The organism is Rhodococcus sp. 05-2254-5 (genome assembly GCF_002258575.1).
In the GTDB taxonomy this organism is placed as follows: domain Bacteria; phylum Actinomycetota; class Actinomycetes; order Mycobacteriales; family Mycobacteriaceae; genus Rhodococcoides; species Rhodococcoides fascians.
Map to the genome: position 1 here is coordinate 133,011 of NZ_NOZG01000032.1, position 20,044 is coordinate 153,054.

21 protein-coding genes are annotated in these 20,044 nt (G+C 65.0%); 14 read left to right on the top strand and 7 right to left on the bottom strand.

Annotation, left to right across the window (positions count from 1 at the left end):
* Positions 1 to 17: 17 nt before the first annotated feature.
* The 4 genes from paaI to CH278_RS24710 form a co-directional block, all read right to left on the bottom strand.
* Positions 18 to 386, bottom strand: a complete 369-nt coding sequence (gene paaI, locus CH278_RS24695; RefSeq protein WP_052056884.1) for a hydroxyphenylacetyl-CoA thioesterase PaaI — start codon at positions 384 to 386, stop codon at positions 18 to 20.
* A 23-nt stretch (positions 387 to 409) separates the two neighbouring features.
* Positions 410 to 727, bottom strand: a complete 318-nt coding sequence (locus CH278_RS24700; RefSeq protein WP_032367839.1) for an EthD family reductase — start codon at positions 725 to 727, stop codon at positions 410 to 412.
* The gene (paaZ, locus tag CH278_RS24705) at positions 724 to 2,751 is read right to left on the bottom strand and encodes a phenylacetic acid degradation bifunctional protein PaaZ (protein WP_094623105.1); all 2,028 of its coding nucleotides are present in this window, start codon (positions 2,749 to 2,751) and stop codon (positions 724 to 726) included. Before paaZ ends, CH278_RS24700 begins: the two co-directional genes overlap by 4 nt.
* A 111-nt stretch (positions 2,752 to 2,862) precedes the next feature.
* Positions 2,863 to 3,474: a TetR/AcrR family transcriptional regulator gene (locus CH278_RS24710; RefSeq protein WP_027494651.1), complete on the bottom strand. Its 612-nt coding sequence runs from the start codon at positions 3,472 to 3,474 to the stop codon at positions 2,863 to 2,865.
* Positions 3,475 to 3,585: 111 nt separating this feature from the next.
* Here CH278_RS24710 and CH278_RS24715 point away from each other — a divergent pair, with 111 nt between their 5' ends.
* The 11 genes from CH278_RS24715 (at position 3,586) to CH278_RS24765 (ending at position 13,331) form a co-directional block, all read left to right on the top strand.
* Positions 3,586 to 4,785 (top strand): thiolase family protein, encoded by a 1,200-nt coding sequence (locus tag CH278_RS24715; RefSeq protein WP_094623106.1) that lies wholly within the window; start codon positions 3,586 to 3,588, stop codon positions 4,783 to 4,785.
* On the top strand, positions 4,782 to 5,504 hold the full coding sequence (locus CH278_RS24720) for an enoyl-CoA hydratase/isomerase family protein (protein WP_094623107.1): 723 nt from the start codon (positions 4,782 to 4,784) through the stop codon (positions 5,502 to 5,504). Before CH278_RS24715 ends, CH278_RS24720 begins: the two co-directional genes overlap by 4 nt.
* Entirely contained in the window at positions 5,501 to 6,352 is an 852-nt protein-coding gene (locus tag CH278_RS24725; protein WP_094623108.1) for a 3-hydroxyacyl-CoA dehydrogenase family protein, read from the top strand. Before CH278_RS24720 ends, CH278_RS24725 begins: the two co-directional genes overlap by 4 nt.
* The gene (locus tag CH278_RS24730) at positions 6,349 to 7,119 is read left to right on the top strand and encodes an enoyl-CoA hydratase/isomerase family protein (protein ID WP_094623109.1); all 771 of its coding nucleotides are present in this window, start codon (positions 6,349 to 6,351) and stop codon (positions 7,117 to 7,119) included. The genes CH278_RS24725 and CH278_RS24730 overlap by 4 nt, the downstream gene beginning before the upstream one ends.
* A gap of 129 nt (positions 7,120 to 7,248) precedes the next feature.
* Positions 7,249 to 8,196 (top strand): 1,2-phenylacetyl-CoA epoxidase subunit PaaA, encoded by a 948-nt coding sequence (paaA, locus tag CH278_RS24735; RefSeq protein ID WP_094623110.1) that lies wholly within the window; start codon positions 7,249 to 7,251, stop codon positions 8,194 to 8,196.
* Positions 8,193 to 8,555: a 1,2-phenylacetyl-CoA epoxidase subunit PaaB gene (gene paaB, locus CH278_RS24740; protein ID WP_032404451.1), complete on the top strand. Its 363-nt coding sequence runs from the start codon at positions 8,193 to 8,195 to the stop codon at positions 8,553 to 8,555. The genes paaA and paaB overlap by 4 nt, the downstream gene beginning before the upstream one ends.
* A gap of 28 nt (positions 8,556 to 8,583) precedes the next feature.
* Positions 8,584 to 9,501 (top strand): 1,2-phenylacetyl-CoA epoxidase subunit PaaC, encoded by a 918-nt coding sequence (gene paaC / locus CH278_RS24745; protein WP_094623111.1) that lies wholly within the window; start codon positions 8,584 to 8,586, stop codon positions 9,499 to 9,501.
* Between the two features lie 5 nt (positions 9,502 to 9,506).
* Positions 9,507 to 10,004, top strand: coding sequence for a 1,2-phenylacetyl-CoA epoxidase subunit PaaD (gene paaD, locus CH278_RS24750; protein WP_032385906.1), 498 nt, complete (start codon positions 9,507 to 9,509; stop codon positions 10,002 to 10,004).
* A complete protein-coding gene (gene paaE, locus CH278_RS24755) occupies positions 10,004 to 11,098 on the top strand; it encodes a 1,2-phenylacetyl-CoA epoxidase subunit PaaE (protein WP_094623112.1) in 1,095 nt (364 codons plus the stop codon). Before paaD ends, paaE begins: the two co-directional genes overlap by 1 nt.
* An 18-nt stretch (positions 11,099 to 11,116) precedes the next feature.
* Positions 11,117 to 12,424, top strand: coding sequence for a phenylacetate--CoA ligase PaaK (paaK, locus tag CH278_RS24760; RefSeq protein WP_027494661.1), 1,308 nt, complete (start codon positions 11,117 to 11,119; stop codon positions 12,422 to 12,424).
* Between the two features lies 1 nt (position 12,425).
* Positions 12,426 to 13,331: a helix-turn-helix domain-containing protein gene (locus CH278_RS24765; RefSeq protein ID WP_057472487.1), complete on the top strand. Its 906-nt coding sequence runs from the start codon at positions 12,426 to 12,428 to the stop codon at positions 13,329 to 13,331.
* Positions 13,332 to 13,361: 30 nt separating this feature from the next.
* Here CH278_RS24765 and CH278_RS24770 read toward each other — a convergent pair whose 3' ends face one another.
* Both CH278_RS24770 and styD read right to left on the bottom strand, forming a co-directional pair.
* On the bottom strand, positions 13,362 to 14,891 hold the full coding sequence (locus CH278_RS24770) for a GMC family oxidoreductase (RefSeq protein WP_094623113.1): 1,530 nt from the start codon (positions 14,889 to 14,891) through the stop codon (positions 13,362 to 13,364).
* A gap of 40 nt (positions 14,892 to 14,931) precedes the next feature.
* Positions 14,932 to 16,416: a phenylacetaldehyde dehydrogenase StyD gene (gene styD, locus CH278_RS24775; RefSeq protein WP_094623151.1), complete on the bottom strand. Its 1,485-nt coding sequence runs from the start codon at positions 16,414 to 16,416 to the stop codon at positions 14,932 to 14,934.
* 184 nt (positions 16,417 to 16,600) lie between these two features.
* On the opposite strand from styD, the gene hglS reads away from it, so the two are divergent.
* Entirely contained in the window at positions 16,601 to 17,986 is a 1,386-nt protein-coding gene (gene hglS, locus CH278_RS24780) for a 2-oxoadipate dioxygenase/decarboxylase (RefSeq protein ID WP_256991919.1), read from the top strand.
* A gap of 24 nt (positions 17,987 to 18,010) precedes the next feature.
* Here the strand turns inward: hglS and CH278_RS24785 are convergent, their stop codons facing one another.
* Positions 18,011 to 18,997, bottom strand: a complete 987-nt coding sequence (locus CH278_RS24785; RefSeq protein ID WP_027494666.1) for an alpha/beta hydrolase — start codon at positions 18,995 to 18,997, stop codon at positions 18,011 to 18,013.
* A 210-nt stretch (positions 18,998 to 19,207) separates the two neighbouring features.
* On the opposite strand from CH278_RS24785, the gene CH278_RS24790 reads away from it, so the two are divergent.
* Positions 19,208 to 19,660 (top strand): MarR family winged helix-turn-helix transcriptional regulator, encoded by a 453-nt coding sequence (locus CH278_RS24790; RefSeq protein ID WP_027494667.1) that lies wholly within the window; start codon positions 19,208 to 19,210, stop codon positions 19,658 to 19,660.
* Entirely contained in the window at positions 19,657 to 20,043 is a 387-nt protein-coding gene (locus CH278_RS24795) for a DUF5313 family protein (protein ID WP_027494668.1), read from the top strand. The genes CH278_RS24790 and CH278_RS24795 overlap by 4 nt, the downstream gene beginning before the upstream one ends.
* The last annotated feature ends 1 nt before the right edge of the window (position 20,044 follow it).

Below are 20,044 nucleotides of genomic sequence, written 5' to 3' on the forward strand. Positions count from 1 at the left end.
TTCCACGCGCCGGATCGCTAGCGCGCTATCGTGCGACTGTCGCCTCGGAATTCGGCGATCAGCTCGTCTCGGCACGTCACCGACACGTCGTAGATACCGTTGCGGCCGAACCTCGCACGCTCGACGGCGTCGGCGACGAGAACGTCACCGGCCTTCGTCGGACGGAGGTACCGGATGTCGCATCGGGCAGCGACGGCCGAGTCCTCGTGCGAGTTGCAGGCCATAGCGAACGTCGTATCCGCAAGCAGGAAGACGTATCCGCCGTGTGTGATGGCGTAACCGTTGACCATGTCCTCGGTCACGACCATCGACATTCTCGCGTGACCGGGTGACAGCTCGATCAGTTCGATACCGAGCTTGCGGGACGCGGCGTCGACCTCGAACATCTCCCGCGCAATAGGCGAATCGGTCACGGCTGCAACACCGAACGCTCGTTCTGGGTGAACATCGTGACGCCACCGCTTGCGAAGTTCCGCAGATCCTTGCCTGCCGCTGTCATCTCGGGCGAACCCAATCCTGCCTTCAGCGACGCCTCGTCCGCGAAGTACAGACTTGCGATTGCGTAGTAGGGCGGCGGGGACTCGTCGAGCGAGTCGAGCGTGCCCCAGGTGAAGTCGACCAGGCCGGGAACTGCGCGAGCGAGGGGCACGTGCACCTCGGTGTAGTGCCGATCGAAGGCGGCAGGGTCCTCTGGCATTCCGTAACAGACGGCTACTCGCACGCTCATGACGCGACCTCGGGCTTCGCGACCAGAGTGAGTACGTCGTAGGTGGCGACGGCGTCACCGTCGTGGTTGACGACCACTGCGTCCCACCGCACCTCGCCGTAATCGGCACTTTGGCGCGGTGTGATGAGCTTGGCCGTCAACGTGACCGTCAGCGAATCCTCGGCCTTGACCGGCGTCAGGAAGCGCAGGCTGTCGACGCCGAAGTTCGCCAGGACTGGGCCCGGTGCCGGGTCGACGAACAGCCCTGCGGCCAGCGAGACCACCAGGTAGCCGTGCGCCACGATGCCGCCGAACAACGGATTTGCCGCTGCCGCTTCAGGATCGGTGTGCGCGTAGAACGTGTCGCCGGTGAATTCGGCGAAGTGATCGATGTCGGCGCGGGTGACCTGTCGTGGGCCACCGACGATGGTATCTCCCAGTCGCAGTTCGCCGAGGTTCTTGCGGAACGGGTGAACGTCGCCGGTCGTCTGCTTCGCTCCGGTGACCCACTTGTTGCCGATGGCCGTCAGAACGTCCGGGGTTCCCTGGATTGCGGTGCGCTGCATGTGGTGCAGGACGCCGCGGATACCGCCGAGTTCTTCACCACCGCCTGCGCGGCCGGGTCCGCCGTGCACCAGTACCGGTAGCGGCGAACCGTGACCGGTCGATTCCTTGGCGTCCTCGGAGTTCAGGACCAGGATGCGCCCGTGATACGGAGCGGTGCCCAGCACGATCTCGCGCGCGATGGCCGAATCTTTGGTCACCAGAGATACGACCAGAGAGCCCTTTCCGCGCGCGACGAGGTCGAGCAGGTCTGCGGTGCTGTCGTAACCGATGACGGTGGAGACGGGCCCGAATGCCTCGATCTCGTGCGGTTCGGGTGCGCCCTTGTCGCCGGCCTTCAACAGGACCGGTGCCATGAAGGCACCGGGCCGTGAATCCACGGAGTCGGGATCACCGAAGACGACGGTGGCCGACTTGATCAGTCCACGAATGGATTTGAGGACCTCGTCACGCTGGTCGATGCTGGCGAGTGCACCCATGGTGACGCCGTCGTCCTGCGGGTCACCGACGACGACCTTGTCGAGCTTGGCCTTCAGCGCCTCGATGACGGGTTCGACCGAGTCCTGCGGCACCAGCACGCGGCGGATGGCCGTGCACTTCTGGCCGGCTTTGGATGCCATCTCGGTGAAGACACCTTTGACGAACAGATCGAACTCCGGATCACTCTGTGACACATCGGAACCCAGGATGGACGCGTTGAGAGAATCGGCTTCCGCCGTGAAATGGAGTCCCTCGCCGACGACGTTGGGGTGTGAGCGCAGGGTCGCAGCGGTATCGGCCGATCCGGTGAAGGCCACCGAGTCCTGGCCGCCGAGGTGGTCGAGGACACCGCGGGCACTGCCGCACAGCAACTGAATCGAACCCTCGGGCAGCAACCCAGACTCGATGATCCGACGGAAGACAAGCTCGGTCAGGTACGCAGTTTGACTGGCGGGCTTGACGATCGAGGGCACGCCCGCGATGAACGCGGGTGCCAGCTTTTCGAGGAAGCCCCAGACGGGGAAGTTGTACGCGTTGATCTGCACGGCGACGCCGCGCCGGGAGGTGTAGATGTGCTGACCGAGGAAGGTGCCCTTCTTGCCGAGCTGCTCGATGGCGCCGTCGAGGTAGACCGTCTCGTTGGGGAGTTCACGTCGAGCCTTGCTCGCGTAGCTCAGCACGGTGCCGAAACCGCCGTCGATGTCGACGCCGGAATCGCGGGTGGTGGCTCCGGTGTGCCGGGAGAGTTGGTAGAACTCCTCTTTGCCGGCCAGCAGCGTCAGGCCCAGTTGCTTGAGCAGGGCTGCACGCTCGTGGAACGTCAGGGCTGCGAGCGCGGGGCCGCCGACGGTCCGGGCGTAGTCGACCATGCCTGCGACGTCGAGACCACTGGATGACACCCGGGCGATCTCACTGCCGTCGACGGCGCTCAGCAGCGGCGTTCCCTCGTCGGTCGCGGAATACCACGTGCCCTGGGCATAGCTTTCCAGAAGTCTGCTCACAACGCCTCCATCTCACCGTACGTTCGGTCGGTAATTACCATCGCCGCCGAACGCCGAGAAGTCAAGACCAGGAGTGGAGCCTGCGGAACGACCCGGCTGAGCATGCCCTCGCTACGTGCGGCGCAGGCCGTCGAAGGTCAGAGCCACGACGGCGTCGGCCAATTCCTCGACGGATCCGCCGGTGCGCGGGCGGTACCACTCGATGAGCGAGTTGACCGTGCCGAAGACGAGCTTGGACGCCAGAGCCGGGTCGACACCGGGACGCAGGTCGCCCTCCTCGGCGGCGGCGACGACGAGCCCGGTGACGAACGTGTCGAATTCGCGCCTGCGGGCGAGAGCGCGCCGCTCGACGTCGGTGTTGCCCCGCACCCGCAGCAGCAGCGTCACGTAGGGCAGTTCCGCGCACAGGATGTCGACGCTGCGACGCACCAGGTATTCGAGGCGATCGATGTACCGCCCGGTGGTCGCCCGATCCTCGGTCGTCACGGCGAACAGCGCATTGAGAGCCCTCGACAGCGCGAGTTCGAGCAACTCGGACTTGCCCGATACGTGGTGGTAGATCGACGACTTGGTGATACCGAGCCGCTTCGCCAGAATCTCCATGCTGGTGCCGTCGTACCCACGGTCGTTGAAGACCTTGACCGCCACGGCCAAGAGGGAATCCAGGTCGTATCCCGGCCGCCCTGGCTGTCCGGTCTTGCGCGGCGCGCGTGCGGTTGTCATTGCCACATCTTCGCAGTCGGCGGACGATTCCACAGCACCACGGGCAGCAGACCTTGCCAAACGACCGAATGTTCGGTTATTAATGACGCAACCGACGAAGGAGTTTTCGAAGTGGGCGAAGTATTTCTCGTGGCCGGCGCACGTACCCCGCACGGGCGCTACGGCAGTGCCCTGGCCTCGGTGCGCCCCGACGATCTCGCCGGACTGGTCGTGGCCGAGGCGGTCCGCAGAGCGGGCGTACCCGTCGACCGAATCGACGAGGTGATTCTGGGTGCGGCCAACCAGGCAGGCGAGGACAATCGCGATGTGGCCAGAATGGCGGTTCTGCTCGCAGGTCTGCCCCAGTCGGTGCCGGGATATACCGTCAATCGCCTGTGCGCGAGCGGACTGACCGCAGTAGCCAACGCCGCGAGCACCATTCGCAGCGGTGAGGCCGACATCATCGTCGCCGGTGGCGTCGAGTCCATGACGCGCGCGCCATGGGTCATGGCCAAGCCCGGGACGGCGTGGGCCAAGCCCGGCGAGATCTTCGATACCTCCCTCGGCTGGCGATTCACCAACCCGACCTTCGCAGCGCACGACGCGGGGACCGACCCCAAGATCACATTGTCGATGGGTGAGACCGCCGAAGAGGTCGCGCTCAGCGAAGGCATCACCCGTGAAGAGTCCGACGCCTTCGCTTTCCGCAGTCAGCAGCGTGCCATCGCCGCCCAGGATGCCGGGCGCTTCGCCGACGAGATCGTGCCCGTCAGCACCAAGAACGGCGAGGTCACCGAGGACGAGACGCCGCGCCGCGGAACCACGTTGGACAAGCTCGGCACCCTGAAGACCGTGTTCCGAAAGGGCGGAATCGTCACCGCCGGCACGTCGTCACCGTTCACCGACGGGGCATCGGCATTGGTGGTGGCCTCGGAAGAAGCCGTGCGCACGTACGGCCTCGAGGTTCGCGGCCGCATCGTCACCAGCGCGAGCGCCGGCATCGCGCCCCACATCATGGGACTCGGGCCGGTCCCGTCCACGCAGAAGGCGCTCACGCGCGCGGGATGGTCGATCGACGACCTCGGTGCCGTCGAACTCAACGAGGCCTTCGCGGCACAGTCCCTCGGCGTCATCCGCCAGCTGAAGCTCGACGAGGACATCGTCAACGCCGACGGCGGGGCCATCGCCCTCGGCCACCCTCTCGGCTCGTCGGGTGCTCGAATTCTGTTGACGCTTTTGGGCCGGATGGAACGCGAGAAGGCCTCCCGTGGGCTCGCGACACTGTGCGTCGGCGTCGGGCAAGGCGTGTCGATGTTGATCGAGGCACCGTGAACACACTCATCGTGGAGGAGTCGACGGACCGCGTTGTCGTCACCCTGAGTCGCGAGAAGCAGCGCAACGCAATCGATTCCGACATGATCGGCGAGTTGCACGAGGTGTGCGCGCTCGTGGAGCAGGATCCCAGGATCGTGATCCTGACCGGAGCGGGCGAGCATTTTGCCGGGGGTGCCGACATCAACCAGTTGCGGGCCCGCACTCGCGACGACGCACTGCGCGGCATCAACCGAAACCTGTTCGATCGCATTGCAGCTTTGCCCCTGCCGACGATCGCAGCCGTGCACGGATACGCGCTCGGCGGTGGAGCCGAACTGTCCTACGCCTGCGACATCCGTATCGCGTCGCCGACGGCCGTGTTCGGTAATCCCGAACCGGGACTGGGCATCATGGCTGCCGCCGGGGCCAGCTACCGGTTACCGACGCTGGTGGGCGTGTCCGTAGCGAAGCAGGTGCTTCTCGGTGGCCGGACACTCGACGCAGAGGCGGCACTCCGATCCGGCCTGGTGCTGGACGTCGTCGACGAGCCCTTGGCCGCAGCGCATTCACTCGCGGATCGCATTGCCAAGCAAGCACCACTGGCACTGAAACTCACCAAGAAGATCCTCGATGCGCCCGGTTCGCACCCGTGGGCCGACGACATCGCGCAGGCCGTCCTGTTCGAGACCGAAGACAAACAACGCCGCATGACGGCATTTCTGGAGAAGAAGAAATGACAGCTCCCCGCTCAGTTGGTGTCGTCGGTGGCGGACGGATGGGCGCGGGTATTGCCCAGGTGTTCGCGGCCCTCGGCTCGAGCGTCGTCATCGCCGAAGCAGCCGACCAGACTGCAGCCCTCGGACGAGTCTCGACCGGGCTGGACCGGGCGCACGAGCGCGGCAAGCTCAGCGAGGACCCCGCTGCGATTCTCGCCCGGGTCTCCACCGTCGCCGGCCCCGCGGATCTTGCTGCCGACCTGGACGTGGTTGTCGAAGCGGTACCCGAGATCCCGTCGCTCAAGGTCGAGGTACTGGCTCTCGTCGACAAGATCGCCGGGCCCGACACGGTCATCGCGTCGAACACGAGCTCGATCTCCATCGCGGAACTCGGTGCAGCACTGAGTGATCCGAGCCGCTTCATCGGGATGCACTTCTTCAACCCGGTTCCGGCGTCGACTCTCGTCGAGATCGTGCGCGCTCCGGCCACTTCCCTAGACGTCGTGCAGCGAGTGCAGCAGTGGGTGTCACTGCTCGGCAAAACCGAGGTGCTCGTCAACGACTCCCCCGGGTTCGCTACCTCCCGGCTCGGCGTGTGCCTCGGACTCGAGGCCATCCGGATGCTGGAGGAAGGCGTCGCCGACGCCGAATCGATCGACCGCGCCATGGAACTCGGCTACAAGCATCCGATGGGTCCGTTGCGGTCCACCGACCTCGTCGGGTTGGACGTTCGGCTCGCCATCGCAGAACACCTGGCGTCGACCCTCGGCGACAGGTTCACTCCCCCGCAGTTGTTGCGAGACATGGTTGCTCGCGGCGACATCGGACGCAAGTCCGGTCGCGGCTTTCACGATTGGACGAACGCATGACGGTACGGTTCGATGTCACCGACGGCCTGGCGACCATCACCCTCGCGCGCTCCGAAGCACACAACGCCCTCGACGTCATGACGAAAATCGGCCTGATGTCTGCAGTGCAGAACGCCGCCGCACCCAGCGTGCGCGCGGTGCTCATCACCGCGGAGGGCAAGAACTTCTGCGTCGGCCAGGACCTCGGCGAGCACGTCACCGCGCTCGAAGCCGACCCGGCCACGGCGATGGATACCGTCGGCGAGCATTACAACCCGGTCATCCGAGGGCTCGAAGCGCTCGAGGTGCCGATAGTCGTGGCCATCCCCGGCGCGTGCGTCGGCGCGGGTCTCGGAATTGCACTCGCCGGAGACATCCGAGTGGCCGGCACCAAGTCGTCGTTCGCGACGGCGTTCACCGGCATCGGATTGGCCAGCGACTCGGGGTTGAGCTACACGCTGGTCGACGCACTGGGCGCGAGCCGGGCCGCGGGACTGATGCTGCTCGGCGACAAGGTCACCGCCGCGCAGGCCCTCGACTGGGGTCTGGTGCATCGCGTCGTCGACGATGCCGACGTTCTCGAGACCGCGCGCACGCTGGCCACAACGCTCGCTGCGGGACCCACCCTGGCGTACAAGCAGGTCAAATCACTGATCGCGCGGTCCGGACTGTCCGACGCCCTGGACCGCGAGGCGCAGGCACAGACCGCTCTGGGACAGACCGCAGACCATAGGGCCGCCGTCGACGCGTTCCTGAACAAGACGAGAGCCTCCTTCGTCGGCATGTGAGTGGAAACTCGACCCCTGCTACGAAGTTCCGCGCACGTGCGGCGAAGCCGCTCTCGCCGCTCTTGTGCCCGGGGTCACTTCCAGGCATACTGGTTACCAACCGATCATTCGGTAATGAAAGTAGGACTTATGACCACGTCAAACACCTTGTCCGCCGAGACGCTGCAGGACGGGTTCGACGACACCGTCGCCCGTGAACATCGCGTCGAGCCCCGCGACTGGATGCCGGACGGCTACCGCAAGTCGCTCATCCGCCAGATCGCCCAGCACGCGCACTCCGAGATCATCGGCATGCAGCCGGAGGGCAACTGGCTCACCCGCGCACCGTCGTTGCGCCGCAAGGCGATTCTGATGGCCAAGGTGCAGGACGAAGCCGGCCACGGCCTCTACCTCTACTCTGCTGCCGAAACCCTCGGAGCAGATCGTGCAGACCTGACGGTCAAGCTCATCGAGGGCAAGCAGAAGTACTCCTCGATCTTCAACTACCCCACCCTGACGTACGCCGACGTGGGCACCATCGGCTGGCTCGTCGACGGTGCAGCGATCTGCAACCAAGTTCCCCTGTGCCGCAGCAGCTTCGGGCCGTACGCACGCGCGATGATCCGCGTCTGCAAAGAAGAGTCCTTCCACCAGCGCCAGGGCTACGAGCTGCTGGCCACGATGATGCGCGGCACCGACGAACAGCGCGCCATGGTTCAGGAGTCCGTCAACCGATGGTGGTGGCCGGCTCTGATGATGTTCGGCCCGCCGGACGACGAGTCCCCCAACACCGAGCAGTCCATGAAGTGGGGCATCAAGCGCCACACCAACGACGAACTGCGCCAACGCTTCGTCGACATGTCGATCCCACAGGCGAAGGCACTCGGAGTCACGTTCCCCGACCCGGACCTGAAGTGGAACGAGGAGCGAAAGTCGCACGATTTCGGCGAGCCCGACTGGTCCGAGTTCATGCAGGTGATCAAGGGCAACGGTGCCTCCAACGTCGAGCGCATCGCGAACCGGCGCGCAGCTCACGACGGCGGAGCCTGGGTCCGTGAGGCCGCAACCGCATTCGCCGAAAGGAACGCAGCATCATGACAGAATTCACGGCCGAGGGCGGCCACGGAGCCGTGCCCACCGAGGGTGTTCCGGTCGAGCCGAAACGGGAAGCAGTCAAGGCTGATTGGCCGCTGTACGAGGTGTTCCTTCGCGGCAAGCGCGGCCTGAACCACGTGCATGTCGGATCGCTCCACGCTGCCGACGACCACATGGCCCTGCGGCATGCTCGCGACGTCTACACCCGCCGCAACGAAGGCGTCAGCATCTGGGTGGTTCCGTCCAACTCGATCGTCGCGTCGTCGCCGTCGGAGAAGGATCCGTTCTTCGCACCGAGTGGCGACAAGGTGTACCGCCACCCGACGTTCTACGAGATCCCCGACAACGTTCCCCACATGTGAGACCCATACTCCCAGAGGACAAGCACCCATGACTGATCACGACAGCGCCTACGAGGGCCTCGTCGACGAGGACTCGCACGGGCAGTGGGCATTCGGGACGAGTTTCGACGACCCGCTCGCCGGCGTCGATACCACCGTTCCCGACGACGTCGACCTGAACTCGCTTGCCGCATACTGCCTCATGCTCGGCGACGACGCGCTGATCAGCTCGCAGCGCCTCGCCGAATGGAGCACTCGCGCACCGGAACTGGAAGAAGAGGTGGCGCTGGCGAACGTCGGCCTCGACCTCCTCGGCCAGGCCCGGCTGCTGCTGGCCCGCGCCGCCAAAGCCGATCCGACGGTGGTGCCGTTCATTTCGGACACCTCACCCGCACCCGCCGAGGATGCGCTGGCGTTCTTTCGCGACGAGGCCGACTTCCGCAACCTCAGACTCACCGAGCTCGACAACGGCGACTTCGCGAAGTCGCTGGTTCGGCTGCTGGTGTTCTCGACGTGGCGTCTCGCCGTCTTCACCCGCCTGCAGGAATCCCGTGATCCCGTCCTTGCCGCGGTCGCGAACAAGGGCGTCAAAGAGCTGACGTACCACCGCGATTACGCGGCACGCTGGGTCGTCACCCTGGGCTGCGGAACCGACGAATCGAAGCGACGCGTCCGCGACGCCGTGACCCGGATCTGGCCGTACGTCTCGGAATTGTTCATCCCGACGGACGAGGAGATCGCACTCGCGAAGGTCGGTGTCGCCGTCGACCCTCGCGATGTTCGCGACGAGTTCGATTCGGTTCTTGCACAGGTGCTGCACGCCGCGGAGCTGGACGCCCCCGAGGGCAAGTCCGTGGGCACCATCGGCGGCCGCGGTGGCCGTCGCGGCATTCACACCGAGGCCTTCGGCCCGTTGATCGCCGAGATGCAGGTCGTGGCGAGGGCACATCCGGAGGGAGTCTGGTGACAACGATGGAACTTTCGGCTCGCGACATCGCAGCTACCGTCATGGATCCGGAGATGCCGCTGCTCACCCTCGACGACCTCGGCGTCCTGCGCGACGTCGAGGTACGCGAGAACGGCAGCGTGCTCGTCACGATCACTCCGACGTACTCCGGCTGCCCCGCCATGGCGACGATGCGGGACGACATCGCTCACACGCTTCAGGACCACGGCTACGCGGATGTCGAGATCGTCACCAGCCTGACGCCGGCATGGAGTACCGACTGGATCTCCGAGGAGGGCCTGCGCAAGCTGCGCGAGACCGGCTACTCCACTCCGGGTCCGGCCCCGGAACGTACATCCGGCCCGGTTCCGCTGACCTTGACCGTCAAACCCCGTCAGCTCACCTGCCCGCAATGCAGCTCGCGCAACACCCGGCTCACGTCCGAGTTCGGCGCCACCCTCTGCAAAGCCCAGTACCGGTGCGACGACTGCCTCGAGCCCTTCGACCACGTGAAGGAAATCTGATGACCGTCACCGCCGAGCCCGTTCAGAAGAATCTACGCAACAAGCCTTTTCATTCATTGACCGTTGCCGACGTGGAATCCCTCTGCGACGACGCCGTTGCTGTCACGTTCGACGTCCCGGAAGAATTGCGCGAAGAGTTCGACTTTCGACCGGGCCAGTCACTGATGCTCAGCCGCACCGTCGACGGCGTCGAGCACCGCCGCTCCTACTCCATCTGCGCCCCGGCCGGTGCGCGTCCCCGCGTCGGTGTCCGCGAGGTGTCCGACGGTCTGTTCTCCTCCTGGCTCGTTCACGACGTCAAAGCAGGCGACCGCATCGACGTGCAGGGCCCGAGCGGCACCTTCCACGCTGATCCGGCCCAGGCCGGCAGGCACGTGCTCATCGCCGCCGGTTCCGGTATCACCCCGATGTTGTCGATTGCGGCATCCGTTCTGGCGAATCCCGACTCCGAAGTGGTTCTGCTGTACGGCAATCGCCGGACGCGAACGGTGATGTTCGCCGAGGAGATCGCCGACCTGAAGGATCAGTACGGCAGTCGATTCGACGTCATTCACGTGCTGTCTCGCGAACCACGGGAAGTCGAATTGTTCAGCGGCAGGCTCGATGCCGACCGGCTTCGCGAGATACTCGACACCGTCGTCGCAACACCGGACATCGACCACTTCTGGTTATGCGGTCCGTTCGGGATGGTGAACGATGCCCAGGACGTTCTGAAGGAACTCGGCGTCGCGAAGAGCAGCATTCACCACGAACTGTTCTACGTCGACGACGTACCGCCGCCGCAGGAGCAGCACCGCGAGCCCGGTATTACCGGCCCCAGCAGTGAGGTCACGATCATCCTCGATGGCCGCGAGGTGAAAGGCGCTCTGCCGCAGGACGAGTCGATTCTCGATTCGGCCGAGCAGCTGCGCTCGGATCTCCCCTTCGCATGCAAGGGCGGAGTGTGCGGCACCTGCCGCGCGAAGGTGACCTTCGGAGAGGTCGACATGCGTCGTAACTATGCATTGGAAGACAACGAGGTCGATGCCGGCTTCGTGCTCACCTGCCAAACCTTCCCACTCAGCGACACCGTCACCGTCGACTTCGACGCCTGAGACCACGAGAGACCGATCATGACCAGTGTGCTGTCCGCCCCCACCGATACCCCCGACATCGAGTTCGCCTCTCGGGACCGCATTTCCACGCTGCAGTTGGAGCGCCTGCGATGGTCGCTGCAGCACGCGTACGACAACGTTCCGCACTACACGAAGGCATTCGACGACGCCGGGGTGCATCCGACCGATCTGAAAGATCTGTCGGATCTGGCGAAGTTCCCGTTCACCGCCAAGAAGGACCTGCGGGAGAACTACCCGTTCGGCATGTTCGCGGTGCCGCAGGACAAGGTCTCGCGCATCCACGCGTCCTCGGGCACCACCGGACGTCCCACTGTCGTCGGTTACACCGCGAACGACATCAGTAACTGGGCCGACCTCATCGCCCGCAGCCTCCGCGCCGGTGGCGTCAAGCCGTCGGACAAGGTGCACGTGGCCTACGGGTACGGCCTCTTCACCGGCGGACTCGGCGCGCACTACGGCGCAGAACGTCTGGGCTGCACGGTGATTCCAATGTCGGGCGGTATGACCGATCGTCAGATCCAGCTCATCGAGGACTTCGAGCCCGACGCCATCATGGTCACGCCGTCGTACATGCTCACGATCGTCGACGCGATGGTCAAGAAGGGCATCGATCCGGCGAAGACCTCGCTGAAAACCGGTGTCTTCGGCGCGGAGCCCTGGACCGAGGAGATGCGCAAGGAGATCGAGAAGACTCTCGACATGGACGCCGTCGACATCTACGGCCTGTCCGAGGTCATGGGACCGGGTGTCGCGATGGAATGCGTCGAAACCAAGGACGGACTCCACATCTGGGAGGATCATTTCTACCCGGAGGTCATCGACCCGGTGACCGGCGAGGTTCTGCCCGACGGCGAGGAGGGTGAATTGGTGTTCACGTCCTTGTCCAAGGAAGCGATGCCGATCATCCGCTACCGCACCCGCGATCTGACGCGACTGTTGCCGGGCACGGCTCGCACGATGCGTCGGATGCAGAAGGTCACCGGCCGCACCGACGACATGATCATTCTGCGCGGGGTCAATCTCTTCCCGACGCAGATCGAGGAGCTGATCTTGACGGTTCCCGTTCTGGCACCGCAGTTCCAGTGTGTGCTCGAGCGTGCCGGACGCATGGACTCACTGACCGTCCTCGTCGAAGCCCGACCCGATGCCGCGCTCGACACGCATCCGATTGCCGCAGCAACGCTGAAGAAGCTGGTCAAGGACCGGATCGGCGTCAGCGTCGCGGTCGACGTCGTTGCACCGGCGGCCCTCGAGCGTTCCATCGGTAAGGCCCGCCGTCTGATCGACAACCGTCCGACCGTATGACATGAGCCCGGTGGCACAGGATTTCGAGCAATGGCGCGAGAACGTCTCCACGGCGTTCGTGCCTCTCGACGCTGTGTCCACCGGGCCGTCGTCGTTCCAGGGCACGCTGGTGTCGTCGACGCTCGGGGCGCTGCAACTGAGCGAGGTGACCGGCCGGGAGGTCGACGTCAGGCGCACACGCGCGACCATCCGGCGGTCCGACCCGGGATTGATCAAGGTGGGTCTGCAACTGACGGGGTGCGGCACGATCGTCCAGAACGAGCGCGAGGCCGTGCTCCATCCTGGCGACTTCGCGGTCTACGACACCAGTGCCCCTTACGATCTGCACTTCGCCGGGGACTTCGAGATGTTCGTGGTGATGTTTCCACGCGACGCGCTCCGCATCGATTCCCGTGACTTGACGACCGTTGCCGCGCGTCGCATCGAGGGCGATCACGGCGTCGGTGCGCTGGTGTCGCCGTTCCTGTTCAATTTGCGTCGCAACGCCGCCGACGGCACATTGCCGACGACACCGATGCTCGAGAACGCCGTCCTCGATTTGCTCTGCGCCGCTCTCGACGACGCGGCTCCCCACGATGCGCCGGGATCCACACTCCTGATCGAGGCCAAGAGTCTCGTCGAATCTCAGCTGTCCGATCCGACACTGTCCACGGCGTCTCTCGCTGCGCACCTGCATATCTCGACGCGCTACTTGCAGAAGCTCTTCGAGCAGGACGGTCGCACGGTGGCCGGCTGGATCAGATCCAGGCGACTGGAGAGGTGCCACCGCGATCTGCGTGACCCTCGTTTCGCCGCAGACAGTATCGGAACCGTCTGTGCGCGTCACGGTTTGATCGATTCCTCGAACTTCTCGAAGCTGTTCAAGGAGACGTACGGTATGTCGCCGCGGGAGTATCGCGCCGGGTGAGAGCGCACGCCGCCCTCACCCGACCACGAACTACTTTCCGAGGATCAGATCCGAGGCCCGCTCACCGACCATGATGGACGGCGCGTTGGTGTTGCCCGACGGCACCGTGGGCATGATCGACGCGTCCGCCACGCGCAATCCATCGACCCCGCGGACCCGAAGGTCCGCTCCGACAACGGCATCGGAGTCCGACTCGGCTCCCATCTTGCAGGTGCCGACCTGGTGGTGGTACGTACCGGCAGTCTGTCGGACGTATGCCCGCAGGTCGTCGCGGGTGCGGGCGCTCGGTCCCGGAACCACCTCCGCCTTGCGCCACGGCGCGAAGGCATCGGAGGCACCGATCTCCCGGCAGATCTCCACCGCGTCGACCATCGCCTCGAGGTCGTACGGATCGGCCAGGATGTTCGGATCCGCCAGCGGCAGTTCATTAGGATCCGAGGACGCCAGTCGCAGCGTGCCACGCGAGCGCGGAGCCACGATTCCCGGTGCGATCGTGTAACCGTTCTCCGGCACCGGGTATCCGTCGGCGGGGTAGGGGATGTGCATGAACAGGGGCTGCAGATCGGGTGCGGCACCGGCCCATCCGGTACTGCGGGCGTACAGCTGCGCTTCGAGCAGGTTGTTCGTACCGGCTGCGAGCGGCTCGAGGGACTCGTAGATGTTGCTGAGCAGCAGGTGATCGTGCAGGTTTTCGCCCACCCCGGGCAGGTCGACGACGGTGTCGATTCCCAGTTCGGCCAAATGTGTGGACGGTCCGATTCCACTGAGCAGCAGAGTCTTCGGAGATCCGAGAGCGCCGCCGCACAGGATGACCTCGTGATCGGCGAACGCTCGCTCCAGCTCGCCATCTCCGCGGCTGTATTCGATGCCCACCGCTCGGCCGTTCTCGAGCACCACTCGGTGCACGAGAGCACCGGTGGTCAACGTCAGGTCGGGATTGTCGAGCACCGGGCCGACGAAGCTCTTCCAGGCGCTCATCCGCTCACCGTCGCGTGTGGTGGTGTGGTTGTAGCCGGCACCGACCATCTCGTCGGCGTTGAAGTCGTCGATGCGCTTGTGCCCGTGCTCGACGGCTGCGTCGACGAAGGCTGCCGCCAGTGGATGCGGGGTACCCATGATGGACACCGGCAGTGGCCCGTCGCCGCCGTGGAACTCGTTGGCACCGAGCTCGTGTGACTCCGAACGCTTGAACAGTGGCAGCACGTTCTCCCACGACCATCCGGCATCACCGCTGGCCGATGCCCACCCGTCGTAATCGCTGGAATGCCCACGTACGTAGATCATTCCGTTGAGTGACGAGCTGCCACCGAGGACGCGTCCGCGTGGCCAGAAGATTCGCCGATCGTTGGCGTGCTTCTGCGGGGTGGTGAACAGTCCCCAGTCCTGCGGTCCGCCCAACAGCGTCGGCCAGCCCTGCGGTGAGTGGATCGCCGGATCGGTGTCCACGGGACCGGCCTCGATGACATGGACGGTGTGGCCTGCGTCGAGGAGCCTCCTCGCGATGACGCTTCCTGCTGATCCTGCTCCGACGACGACGTAGTCGGTCGATTTCTTCGGCATGTCAGTCCTTGCTGTTTCGTTGCTGCACGAGGGAGTCGGGCTACAGAACTACGGTGACGACCTTCTCCTCGGTGTTGGCCTCGATACCGGCCCACCCGAGTTCCCGGCCCGTGCCACTGGACTTCATGCCGCCCCAGGGGAGAGCGGGATCGATTGCAGCCCAGCCGTTCACCCACACCGCGCCGGAACGGACCTGCCCGGCCAGTATGTGCGCCCTCGACACGTCGCGGGTCCAGATCGAGGCGGCCAACCCGTACACGGTGTCGTTGGCAATGGAGATCGCCTCGTCGGCCGTATCGAACGGAATCACCGTTCCGACTGGTCCGAAAATCTCCTCCTGGGCGATCTTCATGTCGTTGTCGGCATCGGCGAAGATCGTCGGCTGGACGAAATAGCCGGCACCGTCGGGACGTCCGCCACCGGCTGCGACTCGGGCCCCACCGTCGCGTCCGGCCTCGATGTACCCCAACACGCTGTCTCGCTGCGTCGCGTTGACGAGGGCACCCATGGTCGTCGACGGATCGAACGGATCGCCCAGCACCTGAGCCGAGGCCGCAGCGGCCAATCCGTCGACCACCTGCGAGTACAGCGAGCGGTGCACCAGCACTCGCGTCCCCGCGGCACACACCTGGCCCTGATTGAAGAACAGTCCCATCGCGGTTCCGTTGATCGCCGCCTCCAGGTCCGCATCCTCGAGGATGATCTGCGGGGACTTGCCGCCGAGCTCGAGCGTCGTCCGCTTGAATGTGTCGGCTGCCTTCTTGGCGATGATTCTGCCGACCCGAGGGCTGCCGGTGAAGCTGATCTTGTCGACGTCCGGATGGCCGACCAAGGCATCGCCGGTCACTTCGCCCAGTCCTGGAACAACATTGACCACTCCGGCAGGTACGCCCGCCTCGTCGATCAGGCGAGCCAGATGCAGGATGGACAGTGGCGCATCCTCCGGCGGCTTGACGACGACGGTGTTCCCCGCGGCCAGAGCGGGAGCGAGCTTCCACGCCGCGATCATCAGCGGGGTGTTCCAGGGAACGATCATGCCGATGACGCCCACGGGCTCACGGACGGTGTACGAGTGCGTCGGCTGCCCGAAGTAGCCCGCAGTGGGAATGGAGCTGCCGGTGATCTTGTCGGCCCAGCCCGCGAAGTGCCGGAACGTGGCTGCGGCATTGGGTATGTCGAGCATTGCCGGTTGACCGACCGGCTTGCCGACGTCGAGAGCTTCGAGTCGAGCGAGAAGGTCACCGTCCCGCTCGATCAGATCGGCCACCCGATTGAGCAGCTGGCCCCGGACCGCTCCGGGCGTTGCGCCCCACTCGCCACCGAGCTGGGCACGGGCCGCACGCACCGCCGCATCGACATCCGACGCGGTGGCTGCAGCAATCTCCGCCAGGGGTTGCTCGGTGGTCGGGTTCAGGTCGGTGAAGGTTCCTCCGTCGGATGCACCGTGCCACTGCCCCGCGATGTAGAGCTCGGTGGCGGTGCCGGTCGGCAGCGACGGTGCGGCCGATTCCTGTACTGCGGTCATGTGTTTTCGCTCCTTCACGGTGCCGTGTGCAGGCACCTCTCGCATGTCTGGTCCAGACTGCGCCCGACCGAACGTGCCGGTCTTGTGTGATCGCGCACACATTGTGCGGTAGATGCGCACAGTCGCGAGAAGGCAGCAGACAGCCGAACGGGTTCCGTGCCGGCACGGAAAGGCGCAGTATGAGGTGGTGAACGTGACACCGACGCAATTGCGAGCGCAGTTCGCCCTTCGTCTGTCGGCTCTGTACGGGCGGGAGGTTCCCGCGTACACGACGCTGTTGGATGTCACCGCGTCGATCAATGCCGACACGATGCGCACCAGCGGTGCCGATGCGGAACGTTTCGGCTCCATCGATCGCGTCACCGCCGAGCGACACGGGGCGATTCGTGTCGGCAATGCACGTGAGATGTCGCAGGTGGCACTGATATTCGGTGCCATGGGAATGTATCCGGTGGGTTTCTACGATCTGCGTGACACTGCGTCGAGTTCGATTCCGGTGGTGTCGACAGCGTTCCGGCCGATCGATCCGGCCGAGCTGGCGATCAACCCGTTCCGGATCTTCACCTCGATGCTGGTGGCGTCGGATCGACGGTTCTTCGACCCGGATCTCGGCCGTCGCCTGACGGAATTCCTCGACCGCAGAACACTGTTCCCTCCGCTACTGCTCGAGCTGGCAGCCACGTGCGAGAGGGGCAACGGCCTCGCAGCGGAGGAGTCCGCTACCTTTCTGGACCTCGCGACGGCGGCGTTCGCGTTGTCGACCGACCCTGTCGACAGAGCGTGGTATCGCGAACTCGAGGCAGTCTCGGCGGTGGCCGCCGACATCGGTGGTGTCTCCTCCACCCACATCAATCATCTGACACCGAGGGTTCTGGACATCGATCTTCTGCATCGCCGTATGGGAGAGCGCGGGGTGGCAATGATCGACACCATCCAGGGGCCTCCTCGTACGTCCGGTCCTGGATTGTTGTTGCGCCAGACGTCGTTCCGAGCGCTGGACGAGCAGCGGATGTTTCTCGACGAGAACGGCAACGTCGAACCCGGCCATCTGCGGGTGCGGTTCGGCGAGGTCGAAGCCAGGGGCGCGGCAGCTACCGCACTCGGACGACGTCGCTACGACGAGTATCTGGATCGACTCGATACCGAGGAACCTGAGGACGCGTCCGCACTGTGGTCGTCGCTGGTGCCGGACGACGAGACACAGTGGATGGCAGAAGACCTCGCCTACTTCACCTTTCGAGTCACCGGGACCAACCCGTCCGCTGCAGACCGGGACGGTGGCCTCGTCGATCTGGTCAGGTCGGGTGTTCTCGCGGCCGACCCGATCGTGTACGAGGACTTCCTGCCCAAGTCGGCGGCGGGCATCTTCAGGTCCAATCTCGAATCCGACGGCACCCGCAATTCCGACAACACCGCGGCAGCCTTCGATGCGGAGGCGATGGAAAGCGTTCTGGGACGGACCCTGCACGACCCGTACCGGATCTACGGCCGTCTCCGAGACGAGTCGGTGACGCGAGTCGAGAAGCACCTCGGCCTGACGAAGCCTCTCGACTGCCCATGGACCCACTGAGCAATCGGCCCGAGATACCGAGTGTCAGCCCGAGATACCGAGGGATCCGGCGAGGGTCGGCCAACTCTTCGGTAGCTGCTCCACCCAGTACGGCCACGAGTGCGTTCCGGTCTCGGTGAAGTCGAACGTTGCAGGAATGTTCAACTGGCCGAGCCGATCCGCAAGTCGGTGTGTGCAGTAGTTCGACCCGACCTCGATGAGGCCACCGACCACCACCCTGTCCCATCCCGCTGCCGTGTCGAAGCTTTCGTGTCGTCCGGGTGCTCCGGTTCCCACCGACACGTAGACATCGGTACCGCGCAGACTTTCGGCGTTGGCCACCGAATCATGTTCGGCCCACGCAGGATCGAAGGGTCCGCCCCACATGTTGTCGGCATTGCCGCCGAATGCCCCGACGATGGCTCGAATACTGGCCTGGCCCAACGGCTCGGCGGACGCGAAGCAGCCGCTGTACGACGCCACGCCGGAGTACACATCCGGGTTACGTGCGGCGAGCATCATCGCCGATTGTGCGCCCATCGACAGTCCCGCTATCGCGTTGCGGCCGTTGCCGTCCACGGCCGCATCGATCAGCGGAGGCAGTTCCTCGGTGAGAAACGTTTCCCACTGGTAGCGGCCGAGTTTCGGGTCGTCGCGCTGCCAGTCGGTGTAGAAGCTTCCTGGCCCGGCCAACGGCAGGACGACGTTGACGTTCTTGTCGGCGAAGAACTCCGCTGCCTGCCCCTTCCGCAACCACATGCTGTTGTGCGGATCCTCTTCGCCGATGCCGCTGAGCATGTACAGCGTCGGACGCGGTCCGCTTTTCGCCGCGGGTGTGAGCACCTGCACTTCGACGACGGCCCCCATAGCGGGTGAGTCGACCTTCAGCGTGCGCAGCGTGTCGGATGTCAGGACGGTGTCGACGATGCGGGCGGAAGGGGCAGCCGGCTCGGCGGATGCGATACCTCCCGAGGCGATCGACAGGGACAACGCTGCGACGAAGACAGTGGTGGAGATGCGTCGGCGACGCATGGCGATCCTCTCGGGATTATCACGGTAAGGGTGAATCGAGGTGCAGCATTGCACAATTGCGCGCCCGGTAACACGTTGTGCGCAAACTTTCACCACTGACGCAGACTCGATACCCGATCGAGGTGGCGAACCTGTACCTCCGCCCTTTTTCGCCCTTTGAGTCGCACACGAACAATTCGTGCACTAATCAATTCTGATACTCTGGCCAGCGTGACCACCACCGAGGATCCACTCGCGCTCGATCGCCAGGTCTGCTTCGCCCTGGCCGTCACCAACCGGGCTGTGCTGTCGGTGTATCGGCCTTTGCTCGAACCGATGGGCCTGACCCATCCGCAGTATCTGGTGATGTTGGCCTTGTGGGGCGAGTCGCCGATGTCGGTCAAAGCGATCGGCTCAGCGCTGCAACTCGACTCGCCCACCCTGTCTCCCCTGCTGAAGCGTCTGGAATCGATGGGCCTGCTCACTCGCACACGCAGCACGGAAGACGAGCGCATTCTGCTCGTATCCCTCACCCCCGCCGGAGCCGCTCTCCGCGCCGAGGCAGAAAAGATTCCATCCGCGGTCGTGGCGAGACTCGGTGCGTCACTCGACGAACTGGAGCAGTTGCGCCGCGTCCTCACTCGCGTCAACGACGCGGCGATCGCAGCAGGAGCACTGACATGAGCGCACGACCCCAGCGCACCCGTCCGAACGCCGGCCAATGGTTGGGCTACGCCGTCCTGGGCCGCAAACTCCCCGACCCCATGCAGGATTGGGTTCGACGCGACCTCGTCGGCCCCGGCGCGACACCGCGTCACATCCTGCGCTCGATGATCCCGTTCCTTCCCATCTTCATCGGGTTCTTCGTGCTCTTTCCCGGCGCGATCTGGTTACGTGCCTCGATGGTCCTGTTGGCCCTGCTGCTCGCGCTGTTCTACACCGCCGCATACATGGACCAGAACCGCGCCCGTCGTCTCGAGATTCACGGACTGCCCGCCGACCTGAAAAGCGAGAAGAAAACGGCGGAACTCGAACGCGAACGCGAGAACTACCGCCGCAACCACTGAC